Consider the following 14,512-nt stretch of genomic DNA (forward strand, 5'->3'; position numbering starts at 1 on the left):
ACCGCACTCATCTGATCATCCGGTGCGTGTGCGCATATGTCCAGAGGGCCTCTCACGTGAGCATCGCCACTCCGGTCAATCTTCCGTAAAGCGCACTAACGGAAACCTACGCAACCGTAGGTAGCATGGCCGGTATGACTTCTGACGCCGCTGCCGTGGCCGCTCCGGTGGTCGAACTCGCCGATCAGGAGGCCAAGCCGCTGATGCGCGGCTGGCTCCACACCGGCATGTTCCCCGCCGTCGTGATCGCCGGCCTCGTCCTGATGGCCCTCACCGACTCGACCCGGGCCCGGGTGGCGTGCGGGGTGTACATCCTCACCGCCTGCCTCCTCTTCGGAGTCAGCGCCGTCTACCACCGCGGTACGTGGGGCCCGCGCGGCGAAGCCATCCTGCGGCGGCTCGACCACGCCAACATCTTCCTGATCATCGCGGGCACGTACACCCCGCTGACCGTGCTGCTCCTGCCGGACTCCACCGGCCGGACCCTGCTCTGGGCGGTCTGGATCGCGGCCACGGCCGGCATCGCCTTCCGTGTCTTCTGGGTCGGCGCCCCGCGCTGGCTCTACACCCCCTGCTACATCGCCATGGGCTGGGCGGCGGTCTTCTTCCTCCCCGACTTCATGCGCACCGGCGGCATCGCCGTCCTGGTCCTGGTCATCGTCGGCGGCCTCCTCTACAGCGTCGGCGGCGTCATCTACGGGATGAAGCGGCCGAACCCCTCCCCCCGCTTCTTCGGCTTCCACGAGGTCTTCCACTCGCTGACGCTCGCCGCCTTCGTGGCCCACTACGTGGGCATCTCGATGGCGGCCTACTCGCACTAGGCGGTCCTCCAGACTGGGAGCACGTACGCGACAGGGCCCCGGCGCGATGCGCCGGGGCCCTGTCGCACGCTCAGCCCCTTCAGGAGCGGACCGCTCCCAACTGCTCCGCCAGCTCTGCCGGATCGGCCGTGGGCCGCGCGCAGACGAAATGCCGGCACACGTACGCCGTCGGAAGGCCGTCCACCAGCGTGCGCTCCACCAGCAGGGGGAACTCCCCGCCGCTGCCGTCCGCCGCCCACGGCAGTCCCGTCGCCACGACCGCCCCGGGAGCCGTCCCCAGCAACGCGACCCGATGCAGCTCCGCCCGCGCCGGATCCTCCATGTGGCCGACCACCGCGACCTCGCGCGGCCCGTCGACCAGCGCCTCGGCGACCGCCAGCCCGTGCCCGATGAAGCGCGGCGCGCGCGGCCCGAGCGCGTGCACCACGGCGAGCGCCCGCTCGGCCGCCGTACGGTGCGGCTCCGAGCCGGTGTGCGCGGCGTAGGAGAGCAGGGCCCCTGCGGCGGCGGTCCACCCGGAGGGGGCCGCGGTGTCGGTCGGGTCCTGCGGCCGCCTGATCAGCCGCTCCGCATCGTGCGCGGTGTCGTACAGCGAGCCGTCCTCGGCGGTGAACCGGTCCAGGACCAGGTCCACGAGGAAGCCGGCGAACTCCAGCCAGACCCCTTCACCGGTGACCGCGGCCAGCGCGAGGAATCCCTCGGCGACGTCGCCGTAGTCCTCCAGCACCCCGGCGTTGACCCCGACACGCCCGTCCTTGCTCGTCCGCGCGAGGCGGGCCCGCCCGTCCATGTGCACCCGTACGAGGAGGTCGGCGGCCTCCGTCGCCCGCTCGATCAGGTCGGGCCGGTCGAAGAAGGCCCCGCACTCGGCCAGCGCCGCGATGGCCAGCCCGTTCCAGGCGGCCACGATCTTGTCGTCCCGGCCGGGCGCGGGCCGCTTCCCCCGCTCGGCGAGCAGCCGCTCCCTGATCCCGGCGAGCCGCTCGGCGTCGATGTCCGGCCCCTGAGCCGGGAGTTGCAGCACGGACATCCCGTGTTCGAAGGTCCCCTCCTCCGTCACCCCGAAGCAGGCGGCGGCCAGGTCCCCGTCCTCCTCACCCAGCACCTCCCGCAGCTGGGCGGGGGTCCAGGCGTAGTAGACCCCCTCCACGTGCGCACCGCTCTGCGGGTCCTCGCTGTCGGCGTCCAGGGCGGAGGCGAAACCACCCTCCTGGGTGCGCAGTTCACGGACCATGAAGTCGGCGGTCTCGACGGCCACGCGCCGCGCCAGGTCCGACCCGGTGGCACGCCACAGGTGGGCGTAGACCCGGCACAGCAGCGCATTGTCGTAGAGCATCTTCTCGAAGTGCGGAACGACCCACTCCCGGTCCACGGAGTACCGCGCGAACCCGCCCCCGAGCTGGTCGTAGATCCCGCCCCGGGCCATGGCCTCACACGTGTCGGCGGCCATCTGCAGGGCCCCCTCCGACCCGGTCCGGGCATGGTGGCGCAGCAGGAACTCCAGCACCATGGACGGCGGGAACTTCGGCGCCCCCCCGAATCCGCCCCGGGCCTCGTCGTACTCCCGCGTCAGCCCGAGCAGCGCCTGCGCGAGCTCCTCGGGACCGGGAGTACCGGCCTTCCCGTAGTCCAGCTGCCGCCCCGCGAGGTCCCGTACGATCCGCTGCGCGACCTCGGCCACCTCCTCGGGCCGCCCGACCCACGCGGTACGCACCCCTTCGAGCACCTGCATGAAGGAGGGCATCCCGTGCCGGGGCTCGGGGGGGAAGTAGGTCCCGAAGTAGAAGGGCTCGGCGTCGGCGGTCAGGAACACCGTCATCGGCCACCCACCCTGCCCGGTGGCGGCCTGCACGGCCTCCATGTAGACGGAGTCGATGTCGGGCCGCTCTTCGCGGTCGACCTTGACGTTGACGAAGTGCTCGTTCATGTAGGCGGCGACTAGTTCATCTTCGAAGCTTTCCTTGGCGAGTACATGACACCAATGGCAACTGCTGTAGCCAACGCTCAGCAGAACGGGCACCCCCCGCCCCCGTGCCTCCGCGAACGCCTCGGGCGACCAGGGCCACCAGTCGACGGGGTTGTCCGCGTGTTGCAGCAGATACGGCGAGGTCTCGTTCGCGAGGCGGTTCGACATGGGGCCATCCTGCCGCACCGCCCAGCGTGCGCCTGGTTACGGGGCCGTCAGGCCGCCGGTTCGGCGGCCTCTATGCGGTCAGCCCATTTCCATACCGGGGAGAACCATATATTGACCACATGCGCACGAGCCGTCGTACAGGAGCAGCAGCCCTCGCCCTGGGCCTGGGAGCGGCAGTCGCGATCGGCGGCTACTTCGCGTGGGCTCCCGACGTGACCGTCGAGGCTGCGGCGCACGCTGGCGATCCCGCATGCTCTTCCGTCGTGGCACGCCTTCCCGGGGAGCTCCAGCAACTGAGCAGGAGCAAGGTCTCCGCGGCTGGTGCAGCGGCGTGGGGAGACGGCTCGGTGGTCCTGCGTTGCGGGGTTACCCCCGTTCCGCCCACTACCGACAGCTGCATGACGGTCAATGGCGTGGACTGGGTGCTGGACGAGAAGACCGCCACCGAATCAGCCGGCGCCATTCGGAAATTGGTCACCTACGGTCGAATTCCGTCCGTCGAGGTTTCCTTCACGAATCCCGCACAGTCCGCCGGCGACGTCTTGATCCGATTGAACGAAGCCGTGGAGCAGATCCCTCAGGCCGGGAAATGCATCGGTCTCGCAGATCTTGATTAGACAACGCGTTGCGGCATGGCGTCCACGACCCGGTCAGTCCCGTAGCAGTGGAGCCAGGTCGTCGGTCCAGGTGTCGCGGGTTTGGGTCCAGGTGGCGGCGCAGTCGGCGCGGGGCGGGGTGGCCAGGTTCTTGTGGCGGGCGGGGAACGCGCCGTAGACCGCGCAGCGGTGGGATTGCGCGCGGGTGGCGTCCGGGGCGTGTTCGTCCGTGGGGTCGGGGGTGGGGTCGGCGGCGGCGAGCAGGTCGTAGGCCCGGGCCGCGGCCAGGAGGGTCTCGTCGCCCTCGGGATCGTGTAGGAGCAGGGCCACTTGGGCGAAGCGGTCGGCGGCGTCCTCCTCGGCCCGGGCTCCGTCGTCCGGGAGGCCGAGGGCGTCGATGAGGGCGTGGCCGGCCTCGTGGTAGAGGGTCTCGCGGACTACTTCGGCGAGGTCCTCGTCGTCGTGGGCGGGCAGCTCGCGCTGCTCGGTCAGGTCGTCGTAGCAGAGCTGGATGCGGTGGGTTTCCGGGTCGTAGCCGCTGCCTTCGCCGTGGCAGGACTTGGCGAGGACGGTGACGAGGTGGGGAAGTTCGACGTACGCGTTGAGGTCGGTGAGGGTGAACTCCGCGAGGTGCCGGTCCTGGAGGAAGCGGGCGTTCAGTTCGTCGGCCGGCGCGGGCTTCTCGTAGTGGAGCCAGAAGCCCCGCTCGGGTGGTTGTTCCTCCGGCAGGATTTTACATCCGGGCACCGCCAGCAGCAGCGCCGTCATCGCCGCGCACAGTCCCGGAGTCCCCCACCGTCTGTTCACCAGGTCACCATAAACGTCCGGTTGCACGCCAACTCCCTCTGAACTAGCTCAGATTCCCTCGCGCTCGCGAGCGTCCCGAAGGACACTTGGGTCACCATGCCGGAGCTCTCTGAGGGGGATCCCGATGCGGGACAGTCATCGCGGTGAGGCCGAGCGGCTGCTGGGACGGGCCGTGGAGGAGGAGTCCCGGCGGGGAGCGGGCGGGGCGGCCGGGAGTGCGGAGGCAAAGGCTGCGCTGCTGGCGCGCGGCAAGCAGGCTCTGGACGCGCTCGCGGAGAGTGCGTCCACCGAGTACGAGGCGTACACGCGCGCGCTGGACGAGGCTGCGGCCGGGGACGAGTCGCTCGGTGAGGCGTTCCGGCGTGCGAACACCTCGACGGCGCTGCTGGTGACGGCGGTCGCGGCGGCGGCCGCGGTCGGGGCCGACCTGGCCTTCGGTGTGGCGGTCGGTACGGCGCTGACCGCGGGCACCGTCGTGGGTGTCGCCGGGGCGACGGCGACCGTGGTCAAGGTGACCGCCCTGCACCTGCCCGCGGCGAACCGGCGCGCCGGGGAACTGGGCCGCCCCGGCGGTGCGGAGCAGCTGAAGCTGCAGTGGCTGTCGGCGCTGGAGGTGCGCGGGATACGGCCCTTCCTGGAGCAGCAGCGCAAGGTGGCCGCGGCCCCGCACAAGGTGAACGGGGTCGGGAAGGGCGGCTCCGGCCTCCAGTTGCGCGGCGCCAACCGCAGTGCGGAGGCCCGGCGGCGGAGCATGCTGGAGCAGAGCTTCGGGCAACTCCCGTCGCTGGACGCCACGTTCGTGGGCCGTAAGGCCGAGCTGGCGCGGATCGCCCAGTGGGTGCACAGCGCCCGGGCCAGTACGGAGACCCGACCGGTGGTCGTGGTGCTGCACGGGGAGCCCGGGGTGGGTCGCACCACGCTCGCGCTGCATGTCGCGCACGCGCTGCGGGACCAGTTCCGGGGGGCCTGTGTGGTGGACCTGCGGGGTGGCGGGGCCTCCGAGAGTCCGCTGCCGACCCGCGAGGCGCTGTTGCACCTGATGAACCGGCTCGGCGCCCCGCGTGAGCAGCTGCTGTTCCGCGAGGGCTCGTCTGCTGAGCAACAGGTTCGCAGGCTGGGCGAGTTGTACCACCAGCATGTGCAGGGCACCCCGGTGGCGGTGGTGCTGGACGACGCCGTGGACTCCGCGCAGGTACGGATGCTCGTGCCCGAGCGTTCGGAGAGCCTGGTGCTGGTCACGGCCCGGGAGCCGCTGGAGCTGCCCGCCGATCTGGCGGCCTGGGTGTACCAGCTGCCGGTGACGCGGCTGGCGCAGGAGGCGGGCGCCGAGCTGGTCCGGGCGGCGGGAGCCGCGGCGGCGGGGGCGCAGTCGCCGGGAGCAGCGGACCCGGGAGGGGCCGCGGCCGGGGCCCCGTACCCGGAGGAGGAGACGGTGCGGGGGCTGCTCGCGCTCGGTGCCGGTCTGCCGCTGGCGCTGCGCGTGCTGGCCGCCCTCGGCGGGGCGGCCGCCCCGCCCCCGGTGGCCGGCGGCTCCCTGGAGGCCGCCCTGGACCTGGCCTACGCGGCGCTGCCGGAGGAGCGGCGTCGGCTGCTCCGGCGGCTGACCCTGGCGGGCCGGGCCTCGCTGGGCGCGGCGGCCGCGGCGGCGTTGATCGACGCGGACCAGGTGGAGGCCGGGCGGCTGCTGCGCGAGCTGGCGCGGGCGGGGCTGCTGGACCACGTGCGCGGGGACCGGTTCCGGATGCACGACGCGGTGCGCGCGTACGCGGCGGCGCGCCTGGCGCGGGACGAGGACCGGGCCGAGGCATCGGCGGCGCACGAGCGGCTGATCCGTACGTACGCGCAGCTCGCCGACTCGGTGATCCGGATGGTCGACGGGAAGATGTCCACGCGGGCCAATGCCCTGTCCAAGGCGAGCACCGTCGGCGGGCACGGGTTCGCCTCCCTGGATGCGGCCCTGCGCTGGCTGGACGACGAGTCGAGCTTCATCACGGCGGCGCTGCGGCACTCGGAGGGGGTGGACCAGCAGGCGGTACTCGATCTGCTGGGCGCGCTCTGCGACTTCTGTCTGCTGCGCGGGGACCTGTACCGGCTCGGTGAGATCAACGAGCTCACGCAGGCCGTGGACCAGGGGCTGCTGGTCCGCTCGGTGCAGTGGCGTACGGGTATCGCGGCCCGCCAGCTCGGTGAGCTGGACAAGTCGCGCACCACCCTGACCTCGCTGGTCGACCAGTACAGGGAGGCCGACCAGGAGGCCGGCGCGGGCATGGCGCTGGTCTCGCTGGGCATCACCCTGCACCACCAGGGCAACCTTCCCGAGGCCGCGGCCCGCATCCGCGAGGCGCTCGCGCTCCAGGCCTCGGACGAGCTGGCGGGTGACCGGGCGTGGGGGCTGCACGCGCTCGGCGCCGTGGAACGCGACCGTGCGCACCTCGCGGAGGCGCTGCGGCTGCTGCGCGAGTCGCTGGTCCTGCACCGTGAGAGCGAGAGCGTGCACGGCGAGGCCTGGGCGCACCTGCAGCTGGGCCAGGTGTACCTGCGGCTGGGCGCGGTGCCGCTTGCGGAGGCGGAGCTGCGCCTGGCGCTGGAGCTGTACGGGCGCACCCGCGACGACCGCGGCCAGGCCTGGGCGCTGACGCAGCTGGGGCGGGCCCGGGTCGTCGACGGGGATCCGGGGCCGGCGCTGGAGCGGCTCCGGGACGCGCTGGCCCGGCACCGGGAGGCGGAGGACGCGCGCGGCGAGGCGTGGACGCTGTACTACCTCGGGCAGGCGCTGGAGGAGGCCGGGGAGCGGGACCGGGCGGTACGGGAGCTGGAGCGGGCCCGCACGATGTTCTCCCGGATGCGGGACGTGTACGGGCTGGCGCACGCCCGCCACCATTCGGGCCGGGTCACGCGCGACCAGCGGGCGGCGCAGACGGGGAACCTGAAGAACTCGGGGTTCGCCCGCCAGCTGCTGGTGGACGCACGGGCGGACTTCCGGCGGATCGGGCTGGCCCACGGTGAGGCGTGGACCTGTCTGGAGCTGGCGGTGGTGGACGCGGGCAACGGCCGGGTCGCGCAGGCGCTGGGCCTGTGCGAGGAGGCGGTGCGTCTGTTCATCTCCTACGGGGACCGGCGCGGGGAGGACTGGGCGCGTTTCCTGCGCTGCACGCTCCTGCCGTACGCGCTTCCGGGGGCCCCGGAGGAGGCGCGGACGGAGCTGGCGCGGCTGTCGGCGGCCCCGCACCCGATGCGGGACGGGCGGCTGGAGGACTGTCTGGAGTCCTACGCGGTGATCCTGGGGCGGGGGGTGGACCCGGCGGAGGGCTGGCAGGCGTGGCGGCTGTCGCTCGTACCGAACCTGCACTCGCGGGAGATCATGGGCGTCCCGGTTCCACTGCCTTCGGCGTAGGCCGCGCGTGGCTCAGGCGTAGGGCGCGCGAGTGCCCGCCGCCCCGCGGTGCACGGCGGGGCGGCGGTCGGGCGAAGGTCCCTTGCGGGCTCCCCTACGGGGTGCGCGGGCTCTCTGCCGGGGAGGGCTCGGGGGCTTCCTTGAAGTCGACGCGGCCCATGTGCCGGCTCATCGACTTCATCAGGCCCCACACCCCGAGGGCGAGGGCGGCGAACACGAGGAAGCCGAGGAGGCCCGGGGTCACCTTGTTCTTGTCGAAGGTGTCGCCGGCCAGCGGAAGGAGCTGGACGATTGCTGCTTGCGTAGCGCTCATAGCTACGCATTCTCCCGGATGCCCGCGAAGAGGTCGGACTCGGGGAGGGAAGTGTCCACGAGGGACTTCACGAGCTCGTACTCCTCCGTCGGCCAGACCTCCTTCTGGATCTCCATCGGGACGCGGAACCAGCCGCCGTCGGGGTCGATCTGCGTGGCGTGGGCGATGAGTGCCTTGTCGCGGATCTCGAAGAAGTCGGCGCAGGGCACGTGGGTGGTCAGGGTCCGCTCCGTGCGCTCGAACTCCTTCCACCGCTCCAGCCACTCCCCGTAGGGGGATTCCAGGCCGCGGGCGAGCAGTGCCTCGTGCAGGGCGACGGTGCGCGGCTTGTTGAAGCCCTGGTTGTAGTAGAGCTTCTGCGGCTGGTACGCCGGGCCGAACTCGGCCTCGGGGTACTTCTCGGTGTCGGCCGCGTGCTCGAAGGCCACCATCGAGATCTTGTGGGTCATGATGTGGTCGGGGTGCGGGTAGCCGCCGTTCTCGTCGTACGTGGTGACGACCTGCGGCCGGAAGCCGCGGATCTTCTTCACCAGGCGGCCGGCCGCCTCGTCGATGTCGTCGAGGGCGAAGCAGCCCTGGGGCAGCGGGGGCAGCGGGTCGCCCTCGGGCAGCCCGGAGTCGACGTATCCCAGCCACTCCTGGTCGATGCCGAGGATCTCGCGCGCCTCGTCCATCTCCTTGGCGCGCACCTCGTGGATGTGCTCCTCGATGTACTTGTCGCCCTGGAGCTTGGGGTTGAGGACGGAGCCGCGCTCACCGCCCGTGCAGGTCACGACCAGCACGGACACCCCCTCGGACACGTACTTGGCCATGGTGGCCGCGCCCTTGCTCGACTCATCGTCGGGGTGGGCGTGGACGGCCATCAGTCGAAGCTGCTCGGTCAAGACAGGATCCTCTTTGAGTCGTCAGGGCGGGCGCCTTCTATAGTGACCGAATCGGGGGGTGGAAAAATTCCGGGGGGTCACCTCGGGATTCCGGTGTTCGCCCACCTCGAAGGGAACGATCGATGAGCGCGGTGCGCGAAGAGCTGCCCGAGGGCCGCTACGGCCGGTCGGCGGACGAGCGTGCGGACCGCAGGCTGAAGATCATCGGATCGGTTCTCGGGGTCGCGCTGCTGGGTGTGGTCGGCTGGATCGGCTGGGACTACGTGGCCGGGCAGAGCGTGAGCGCCGAGGTCATCAAGTTCAAGGTCGTCTCCGACACCGCGGTCGACGTGCACCTGGAAGTGCGCAAGGAGGCCTCGGTCACCGGGGTGTGCACGCTGAGTTCGCAGGACGAGGGGCACGGCGAAGTGGGCCGGGCCGACTTCACCTTCGCGGAGAACACGAAGCGCGTGGACCGGGTGGTCACGCTGAAGACCACCGCCCGCGCCACGATGATCGAACTGGTGGGCTGTCGCCCCGCCGGCTCCGCGGGCTGACTCGACGCAGTTCACACACCTGGCGTCCTCCCCCTTTTCTTCCCGAATTGTTAGGCTCGTGGTTTCGTCCGCCGCTGGCGGCTTTGCAGTCCCCTGTACCGACGAGGAGCAACCCGTGACCCAGACGAGCGAGAGCGTCACCTGGCTGACGCAGGCGGCGTACGACCAGCTGAAGACCGAGCTGGAGTACCTCTCTGGTCCCGCGCGCAGTGAGATCACGGTCAAGATCGCCGCCGCCCGCGAGGAGGGCGACCTCCGCGAGAACGGCGGTTACCACGCGGCCAAGGAGGAGCAGGGCAAGCAGGAGCTGCGCATCCGCCAGCTCACGCAGCTGCTGGAGAAGGCCAAGGTCGGCACGGCCCCCGCCTCCGACGGTGTGGTGGCCCCCGGCACCCTGGTCAAGATCGCCTTCGACGGCGACGAGGACGACACCATGGAGTTCCTGCTGGCCTCGCGCGAGTACGCCTCCTCGGACTTCGAGACCTACTCGCCGCAGTCCCCGCTGGGCAGCGGTGTGATGGACAAGAAGATCGGCGAGGACGCCCAGTACGAGCTGCCGAACGGCAAGCTGGCCTCGGTCAAGATCCTTGACGTCAAGCCCTTCACCGGCTGATCACCCCCCTTCTTTTACCAAGCACGACGCCCCGCCGGGCTGCTGCCCGGCGGGGCGTCGTGCTTGCTGTGGGGCGTCGTACTTGCCGTGGGCGTCGTGCTTGCCGCGGGTCGCAGTGGCGGCGCCGGCCCCGGTGGTTGCCCTACGCCGTTGCCGAGCGGTACTTGCGTACCGCCAGGGTCCGGAACACCACGATGATCAGCACCGACCAGATGATGGAAGCGATGACCGGGTGCTGCATGGGCCAGGCGTCGGGGACCGGATAGCCGTCGGGGAGGTTCCCGAAGAGCTGGCGGGCCGCCTGGACGGTGGCGCTGAAGGGGTTCCACTCCGCGATGTGCCGCAGGAACGTCGGCATGTTGTCGGAGGGGACGAAGGCGTTCGAGATGAAGGTGAGCGGGAAGAGCCAGATCAGCCCGCCCGAGGTGGCCGCCTCCGGGGTGCGCACCGACAGGCCGATGAGGGCGCCGATCCAGGAGAACGCGTAGCCGAGCAGGAGCAGCAGCGCGAAGCCGGCCAGTACCTCCCCGATGTTGGTGTGGGTGCGCCAGCCGACGAGCAGGGCCACGATCGCCAGGACGACGAGCGTGAGGGTGGTCTGCACGAGGTCGGCGAGGGTGCGGCCGGTCAGGACCGCGCCGCGGGCCATGGGCAGCGACCGGAAGCGGTCGATGAGGCCCTTGTGCATGTCGTCCGCGATGCCCGCGCCCGCGCCGGCCGTGGCGAAGGTGACGGTCTGGGCGAAGATGCCCGCCATCAGGAACTCGCGGTAGGCGGCGGGCGAGGTGTTTCCGCCGACGGCGATCGAGCCGCCGAAGACGTAGCTGAAGAGGACGACGAACATCACCGGCTGGATGACGCCGAAGATGATCATCTCGGGGATGCGGGACATGCGGATGAGGTTCCGCTTGGCCATCACCAGGGAGTCGTTGACCCCCTGGACGATGCCGCCGCGCGGGCGGGGTGCCTTCAGATCCGGGGTCGTGGAGGTGAGGGTCACTTCGCCGCCTCCTTACGGGCCTTGCGGCCGCCCTTGGGCTTCGCCTCGGCGGGCGCCTCGCCGTTCTCCTCTGCGGCCAGTTCCGCCGCGTGGCCGGTCAGGGAGATGAACACGTCGTCCAGGGTGGGACGGCGCAGGCCGATGTCGTCTATCTCGATGCCGCGCCCGTCGAGTTCGCGGATGACCTCGGCGAGCAGCTTGGCGCCGCCGGAGACCGGCACGGTCAGCTTGCGGGTGTGCTCCTCGACGGTGGTCTCGCCCTTGCCGAAGCCCGCGAGCACCTCGCGGGCGGTGGCCATGCGTTCGCGGTCGTGCACGACGACCTCTACGCGCTCGCCGCCCGTCTGGGCCTTGAGCTGGTCGGAGGTGCCGCGGGCGATGACCTTGCCGTGGTCGACCACGCAGATGTCGTGCGCGAGGTGGTCGGCCTCCTCCAGGTACTGCGTGGTGAGCAGCAGGGTGGTGCCGCCCGCGACGAGCTCCTGGATGATCCCCCACAGCTGCTGGCGGTTGCGCGGGTCGAGGCCGGTGGTGGGCTCGTCCATGAACATCACGGGCGGGCTGACGACGAGGGCCGCGGCGAGGTCGAGGCGCCTGCGCATGCCGCCGGAGTACGTCTTGGCCGTGCGGTCGGCGGCGTCGCCGAGGTTGAAGCGCTCCAGCAGTTCGGCGGCCCGGACCTTCGCCGCCTTGGAGCTCATCTGGTAGAGTTGGCCGACCATTTGGAGGTTCTCGCGGCCGGTGAGGTACTCGTCGACGGCGGCGAACTGGCCGGAGAGGCCGATCGCGCGCCGGACTTCGTTGGGGTGCTTGAGGACGTCGATGCCCGCGACGACCGCTTTGCCGCTGTCGGGCTGGAGGAGGGTGGTCAGGACGCGCACGGTCGTGGTCTTGCCCGCACCGTTGGGGCCGAGCAAGCCCAAGACCGTACCTTCGGGGACATCGAGGTCCACCCCGTCCAGAGCCCGTACGTCGCCGAAGGTCTTGACCAGGCCTTCGGCGTAGATGGCGCCTGGCATGTGACTCCGCTCCCTTACTGGGAAGGGGCTTCCAACCCGAGGGTTGCGGTCCAGCCCGAACCGATTCCTTACGGAACAGGCAGAAGCTACCACCACTCGGGGAAGCGATTCCTTCCTCGACTGAAACTCGGATTATTGGGCAAATCGTACGATCGTCTGGTCGACCCCGCCCGATCGGCAATAAAATATCGCGTCATATCGCGTCTCGCCAGGGAGTTCAGCCGATGACCTTGTACCCGGCGCCGTGCAGCGCACGCGCGACCTGCGCGCAGTGCTCCGGCCCCTTCGTCTCCAGGTGCAGCTCCACCTCCACCTCCGTGAGCCCCAGCCTCGGGTCCGTCCGTACGTGGCTCACGTCCAGCACGTTCGCATCCACCACTGACAGTTCCCCCAGCAGACCTGCCAACGCCCCCGGCCGGTCGGTCACCCGCAGCCGCAGCGACAAGTAGCGGCCGGCGGCCGCCATGCCGTGGCGCAGGATCCGCTGCAGGAGCAGCGGGTCGACGTTGCCGCCGGACAGGACGGCCACCACCGGGCCGTCCCCGTACAGTTCGGGCTCGCTCAGCAGCGCGGCCACCGGGCTGCACCCGGCCGGCTCGACCACCATCTTCGCCCGCTCCAGGCAGAGCAGGAGGGCGCTGGAGAGCGCGTCCTCCGACACCGTACGGACGTCGTCGAGCAGTTCGCCAATGATTTTGAAGGGGATGTCCCCGGGGCGGCCGACCTTGATGCCGTCCGCCATCGTGTTCGGGTTGTCGATGGACACCGGGTGCCCGACCTTCAGCGAGGGCGGGTACGCGGCCGCCCCCGCCGCCTGCACCCCGATCACCCGGACGTCGGGGCGCAGCGCCTTCACCGCGACCGCCACCCCGGCGGCGAGCCCGCCGCCGCCGATGCCGACCAGGATCGTGCGGACCTCGGGGCACTGCTCCAGGATCTCCAGGCCGACCGTGCCCTGGCCCGCGATGATGTCGCGGTGGTCGAAGGGGTGGATGAACACCGCGCCCGTACGGTCCGCGTAGTCCTGGGCCGCGGCCAGCGTCTCGTCCACGACCTCCCCGTACATCCGCACCTCGGCGCCGTAGTCCTGGGTCGCGGCCACCTTCGGCAGGGGCGCCCCGACCGGCATGAACACGGTCGAGCGGACCCCGAGGAGCGAGGAGGCCAGCGCCACGCCCTGCGCGTGGTTGCCGGCGCTGGCGGCGACGACGCCGGCGGCGCGCTGCTCGGGGCGCAGGCCGGCGATCCGCACGTAGGCGCCGCGCAGTTTGAAGGAGCCGGTGCGCTGGAGGTTCTCGCACTTGAGGTGGACCGGGGAGCCGGTGAGCGAGGAGAGGTACCGGCTGCCCTCCATCGCGGTCACCCGGGAGACGCCGGAGAGCATCTTCTGGGCCCCCCGGATGTCGTCGAGGATGACCTGAGGGACGGGCTGCGGCACGCGGTAGTTCATTCGGCCAGTCTCGCAGCCGGTCCGCCGCGCGTTCCGCTGTGCTGGGCGGGACGGGTGAGCGGGCCGGGCCGCCGGGGGTGCGGGAGGGCCTGGCGGCGGGATACGGGAGGTGCGGGCGTCAGCGGGCGGGAAGAGCGGGCGTCAGCGGGCCCGGAAGGTCGGACGGGAGGGGTCGGCGCCCGCGGGCGGGAAGGCGGCCGCCGCAGGCGCGGGAGAGGCGGGCGGCCGGGGTGCGGGAGAGGCGGAATCTCGCCATGCGGGACGGGTCGTGGTCCCCGTTCCACCGCTGCCGTATCAGTTCTCGTACGAGGAGTACGAGCCGTCGCACGGCCGCGTACTCTGTCCCCCATCCTTGTCGGCCCCATGCGAAGAGAGCCCACGGCCATGCCCTCCACTCCGGCCAGTTCCGACCTGCCCGCGCCGGCCGGCGCGCCCGCCGAAGCCGCTCTCCTCGACGCGCTCCAGCACCAGGTGGCGGTCTTCGCCCGGCGCGCCGAGCAGACCCGCCTGGGCGGGGTCGGCCAGGCCCGCAACTCCATGGACCGGGCCGCGTACCTGCTGCTGAACCGGCTCGACCTGGAAGGCCCGATGGGCGTCAAGGCGCTCGCCGGCGGTATGGGCATCGACTCCTCCACCGTCACCCGCCAGGTCGCGCCCCTCGTCGACAGCGGCCTGGTCAAGCGGACATCGCACCCCGAGGACGGCCGGGCCGTGGTGCTCGCGCTGTCCCCGCGCGGGCTGGCGCGGCTGGAGGAGGTCCGTTCCTCGCGGCGCGAGCTGATGGCCCGGGTGACGGACGGTTGGATCGAGGAGGAGCGCGAGTCGTTCACCGCTCTGCTGACCCGTTTCAACGTCTCGCTGTCCGAGCTGATGTCGGCCGGCGCCGAGCCCGGTTCCGAGGCCGGCCCCGCCTCCTGACGCCCGACCCCTTCCGGGTCGGTCCGC

Annotated in this window: 13 protein-coding genes; 6 read left to right on the forward strand and 7 right to left on the reverse strand. The window is 71.4% G+C overall.

The window, feature by feature from the left end:
- The first annotated feature begins 134 nt into the window (after nt 1-134).
- Complete coding sequence (gene trhA / locus OTB20_RS06845; RefSeq protein ID WP_267815696.1) at nt 135-821, forward strand: PAQR family membrane homeostasis protein TrhA; 687 nt, start codon at nt 135-137, stop codon at nt 819-821.
- 79 nt (nt 822-900) lie between these two features.
- On the opposite strand, the gene OTB20_RS06850 is transcribed toward trhA, so the two are convergent.
- A complete protein-coding gene (locus OTB20_RS06850) occupies nt 901-2,955 on the reverse strand; it encodes a thioredoxin domain-containing protein (protein WP_267815697.1) in 2,055 nt (684 codons plus the stop codon).
- A 119-nt stretch (nt 2,956-3,074) separates the two neighbouring features.
- Between OTB20_RS06850 and OTB20_RS06855 the strand changes: the two genes are divergently transcribed.
- The gene (locus OTB20_RS06855) at nt 3,075-3,572 is read left to right on the forward strand and encodes a DUF3515 family protein (protein ID WP_267815698.1); all 498 of its coding nucleotides are present in this window, start codon (nt 3,075-3,077) and stop codon (nt 3,570-3,572) included.
- A 33-nt stretch (nt 3,573-3,605) separates the two neighbouring features.
- On the opposite strand, the gene OTB20_RS06860 is transcribed toward OTB20_RS06855, so the two are convergent.
- A complete protein-coding gene (locus OTB20_RS06860; RefSeq protein ID WP_267815699.1) occupies nt 3,606-4,358 on the reverse strand; it encodes a DUF4344 domain-containing metallopeptidase in 753 nt (250 codons plus the stop codon).
- A gap of 124 nt (nt 4,359-4,482) precedes the next feature.
- Here OTB20_RS06860 and OTB20_RS06865 point away from each other — a divergent pair, with 124 nt between their 5' ends.
- The gene (locus OTB20_RS06865; RefSeq protein ID WP_267815700.1) at nt 4,483-7,752 is read left to right on the forward strand and encodes a tetratricopeptide repeat protein; all 3,270 of its coding nucleotides are present in this window, start codon (nt 4,483-4,485) and stop codon (nt 7,750-7,752) included.
- A gap of 94 nt (nt 7,753-7,846) precedes the next feature.
- Here OTB20_RS06865 and OTB20_RS06870 read toward each other — a convergent pair whose 3' ends face one another.
- Both OTB20_RS06870 and mca read right to left on the reverse strand, forming a co-directional pair.
- A complete protein-coding gene (locus OTB20_RS06870) occupies nt 7,847-8,065 on the reverse strand; it encodes a hypothetical protein (protein WP_267815701.1) in 219 nt (72 codons plus the stop codon).
- A 2-nt stretch (nt 8,066-8,067) separates the two neighbouring features.
- On the reverse strand, nt 8,068-8,949 hold the full coding sequence (mca, locus tag OTB20_RS06875; protein WP_267815702.1) for a mycothiol conjugate amidase Mca: 882 nt from the start codon (nt 8,947-8,949) through the stop codon (nt 8,068-8,070).
- Nucleotides 8,950-9,071: 122 nt separating this feature from the next.
- On the opposite strand from mca, the gene OTB20_RS06880 reads away from it, so the two are divergent.
- Together OTB20_RS06880 and greA are read left to right on the forward strand one after the other, a co-directional pair.
- Nucleotides 9,072-9,485 (forward strand): DUF4307 domain-containing protein, encoded by a 414-nt coding sequence (locus OTB20_RS06880; RefSeq protein WP_267815703.1) that lies wholly within the window; start codon nt 9,072-9,074, stop codon nt 9,483-9,485.
- Between the two features lie 115 nt (nt 9,486-9,600).
- Nucleotides 9,601-10,098, forward strand: a complete 498-nt coding sequence (greA, locus tag OTB20_RS06885) for a transcription elongation factor GreA (protein WP_267751366.1) — start codon at nt 9,601-9,603, stop codon at nt 10,096-10,098.
- Between the two features lie 142 nt (nt 10,099-10,240).
- Here the strand turns inward: greA and OTB20_RS06890 are convergent, their stop codons facing one another.
- The 3 genes from OTB20_RS06890 to ilvA all read right to left on the reverse strand — a co-directional run bounded on the left by OTB20_RS06890 (nt 10,241) and on the right by ilvA (nt 13,567).
- Nucleotides 10,241-11,098 (reverse strand): ABC transporter permease, encoded by an 858-nt coding sequence (locus OTB20_RS06890; RefSeq protein WP_267815704.1) that lies wholly within the window; start codon nt 11,096-11,098, stop codon nt 10,241-10,243.
- Nucleotides 11,095-12,117, reverse strand: coding sequence for an ATP-binding cassette domain-containing protein (locus OTB20_RS06895; protein WP_267815705.1), 1,023 nt, complete (start codon nt 12,115-12,117; stop codon nt 11,095-11,097). Before OTB20_RS06895 ends, OTB20_RS06890 begins: the two co-directional genes overlap by 4 nt.
- Before the next feature lie 217 nt (nt 12,118-12,334).
- A complete protein-coding gene (ilvA, locus tag OTB20_RS06900) occupies nt 12,335-13,567 on the reverse strand; it encodes a threonine ammonia-lyase (RefSeq protein WP_267751369.1) in 1,233 nt (410 codons plus the stop codon).
- A 384-nt stretch (nt 13,568-13,951) separates the two neighbouring features.
- Between ilvA and OTB20_RS06905 the strand changes: the two genes are divergently transcribed.
- A complete protein-coding gene (locus OTB20_RS06905; RefSeq protein ID WP_267815851.1) occupies nt 13,952-14,485 on the forward strand; it encodes a MarR family winged helix-turn-helix transcriptional regulator in 534 nt (177 codons plus the stop codon).
- Nucleotides 14,486-14,512 lie beyond the last annotated feature (27 nt).

Source organism: Streptomyces sp. H27-H1 (assembly GCF_026627445.1).
Taxonomy (GTDB): domain Bacteria; phylum Actinomycetota; class Actinomycetes; order Streptomycetales; family Streptomycetaceae; genus Streptomyces.

Excerpts from the sequence above, each read along its gene's own strand:
- OTB20_RS06880 (WP_267815703.1), top strand. The coding sequence starts at position 9,072 with ATGAGCGCGGTGCGCGAAGAGCTGCCCGAGGGCCGCTACGGCCGGTCG.
- OTB20_RS06865 (WP_267815700.1), top strand. The coding sequence starts at position 4,483 with ATGCGGGACAGTCATCGCGGTGAGGCCGAGCGGCTGCTGGGACGGGCC.
- OTB20_RS06895 (WP_267815705.1), bottom strand. The coding sequence starts at position 12,117 with ATGCCAGGCGCCATCTACGCCGAAGGCCTGGTCAAGACCTTCGGCGAC.
- OTB20_RS06870 (WP_267815701.1), bottom strand. The coding sequence starts at position 8,065 with ATGAGCGCTACGCAAGCAGCAATCGTCCAGCTCCTTCCGCTGGCCGGC.
- trhA (WP_267815696.1), top strand. The coding sequence starts at position 135 with ATGACTTCTGACGCCGCTGCCGTGGCCGCTCCGGTGGTCGAACTCGCC.
- OTB20_RS06855 (WP_267815698.1), top strand. The coding sequence starts at position 3,075 with ATGCGCACGAGCCGTCGTACAGGAGCAGCAGCCCTCGCCCTGGGCCTG.
- ilvA (WP_267751369.1), bottom strand. The coding sequence starts at position 13,567 with ATGAACTACCGCGTGCCGCAGCCCGTCCCTCAGGTCATCCTCGACGAC.
- OTB20_RS06905 (WP_267815851.1), top strand. The coding sequence starts at position 13,952 with ATGCCCTCCACTCCGGCCAGTTCCGACCTGCCCGCGCCGGCCGGCGCG.
- OTB20_RS06850 (WP_267815697.1), bottom strand. The coding sequence starts at position 2,955 with ATGTCGAACCGCCTCGCGAACGAGACCTCGCCGTATCTGCTGCAACAC.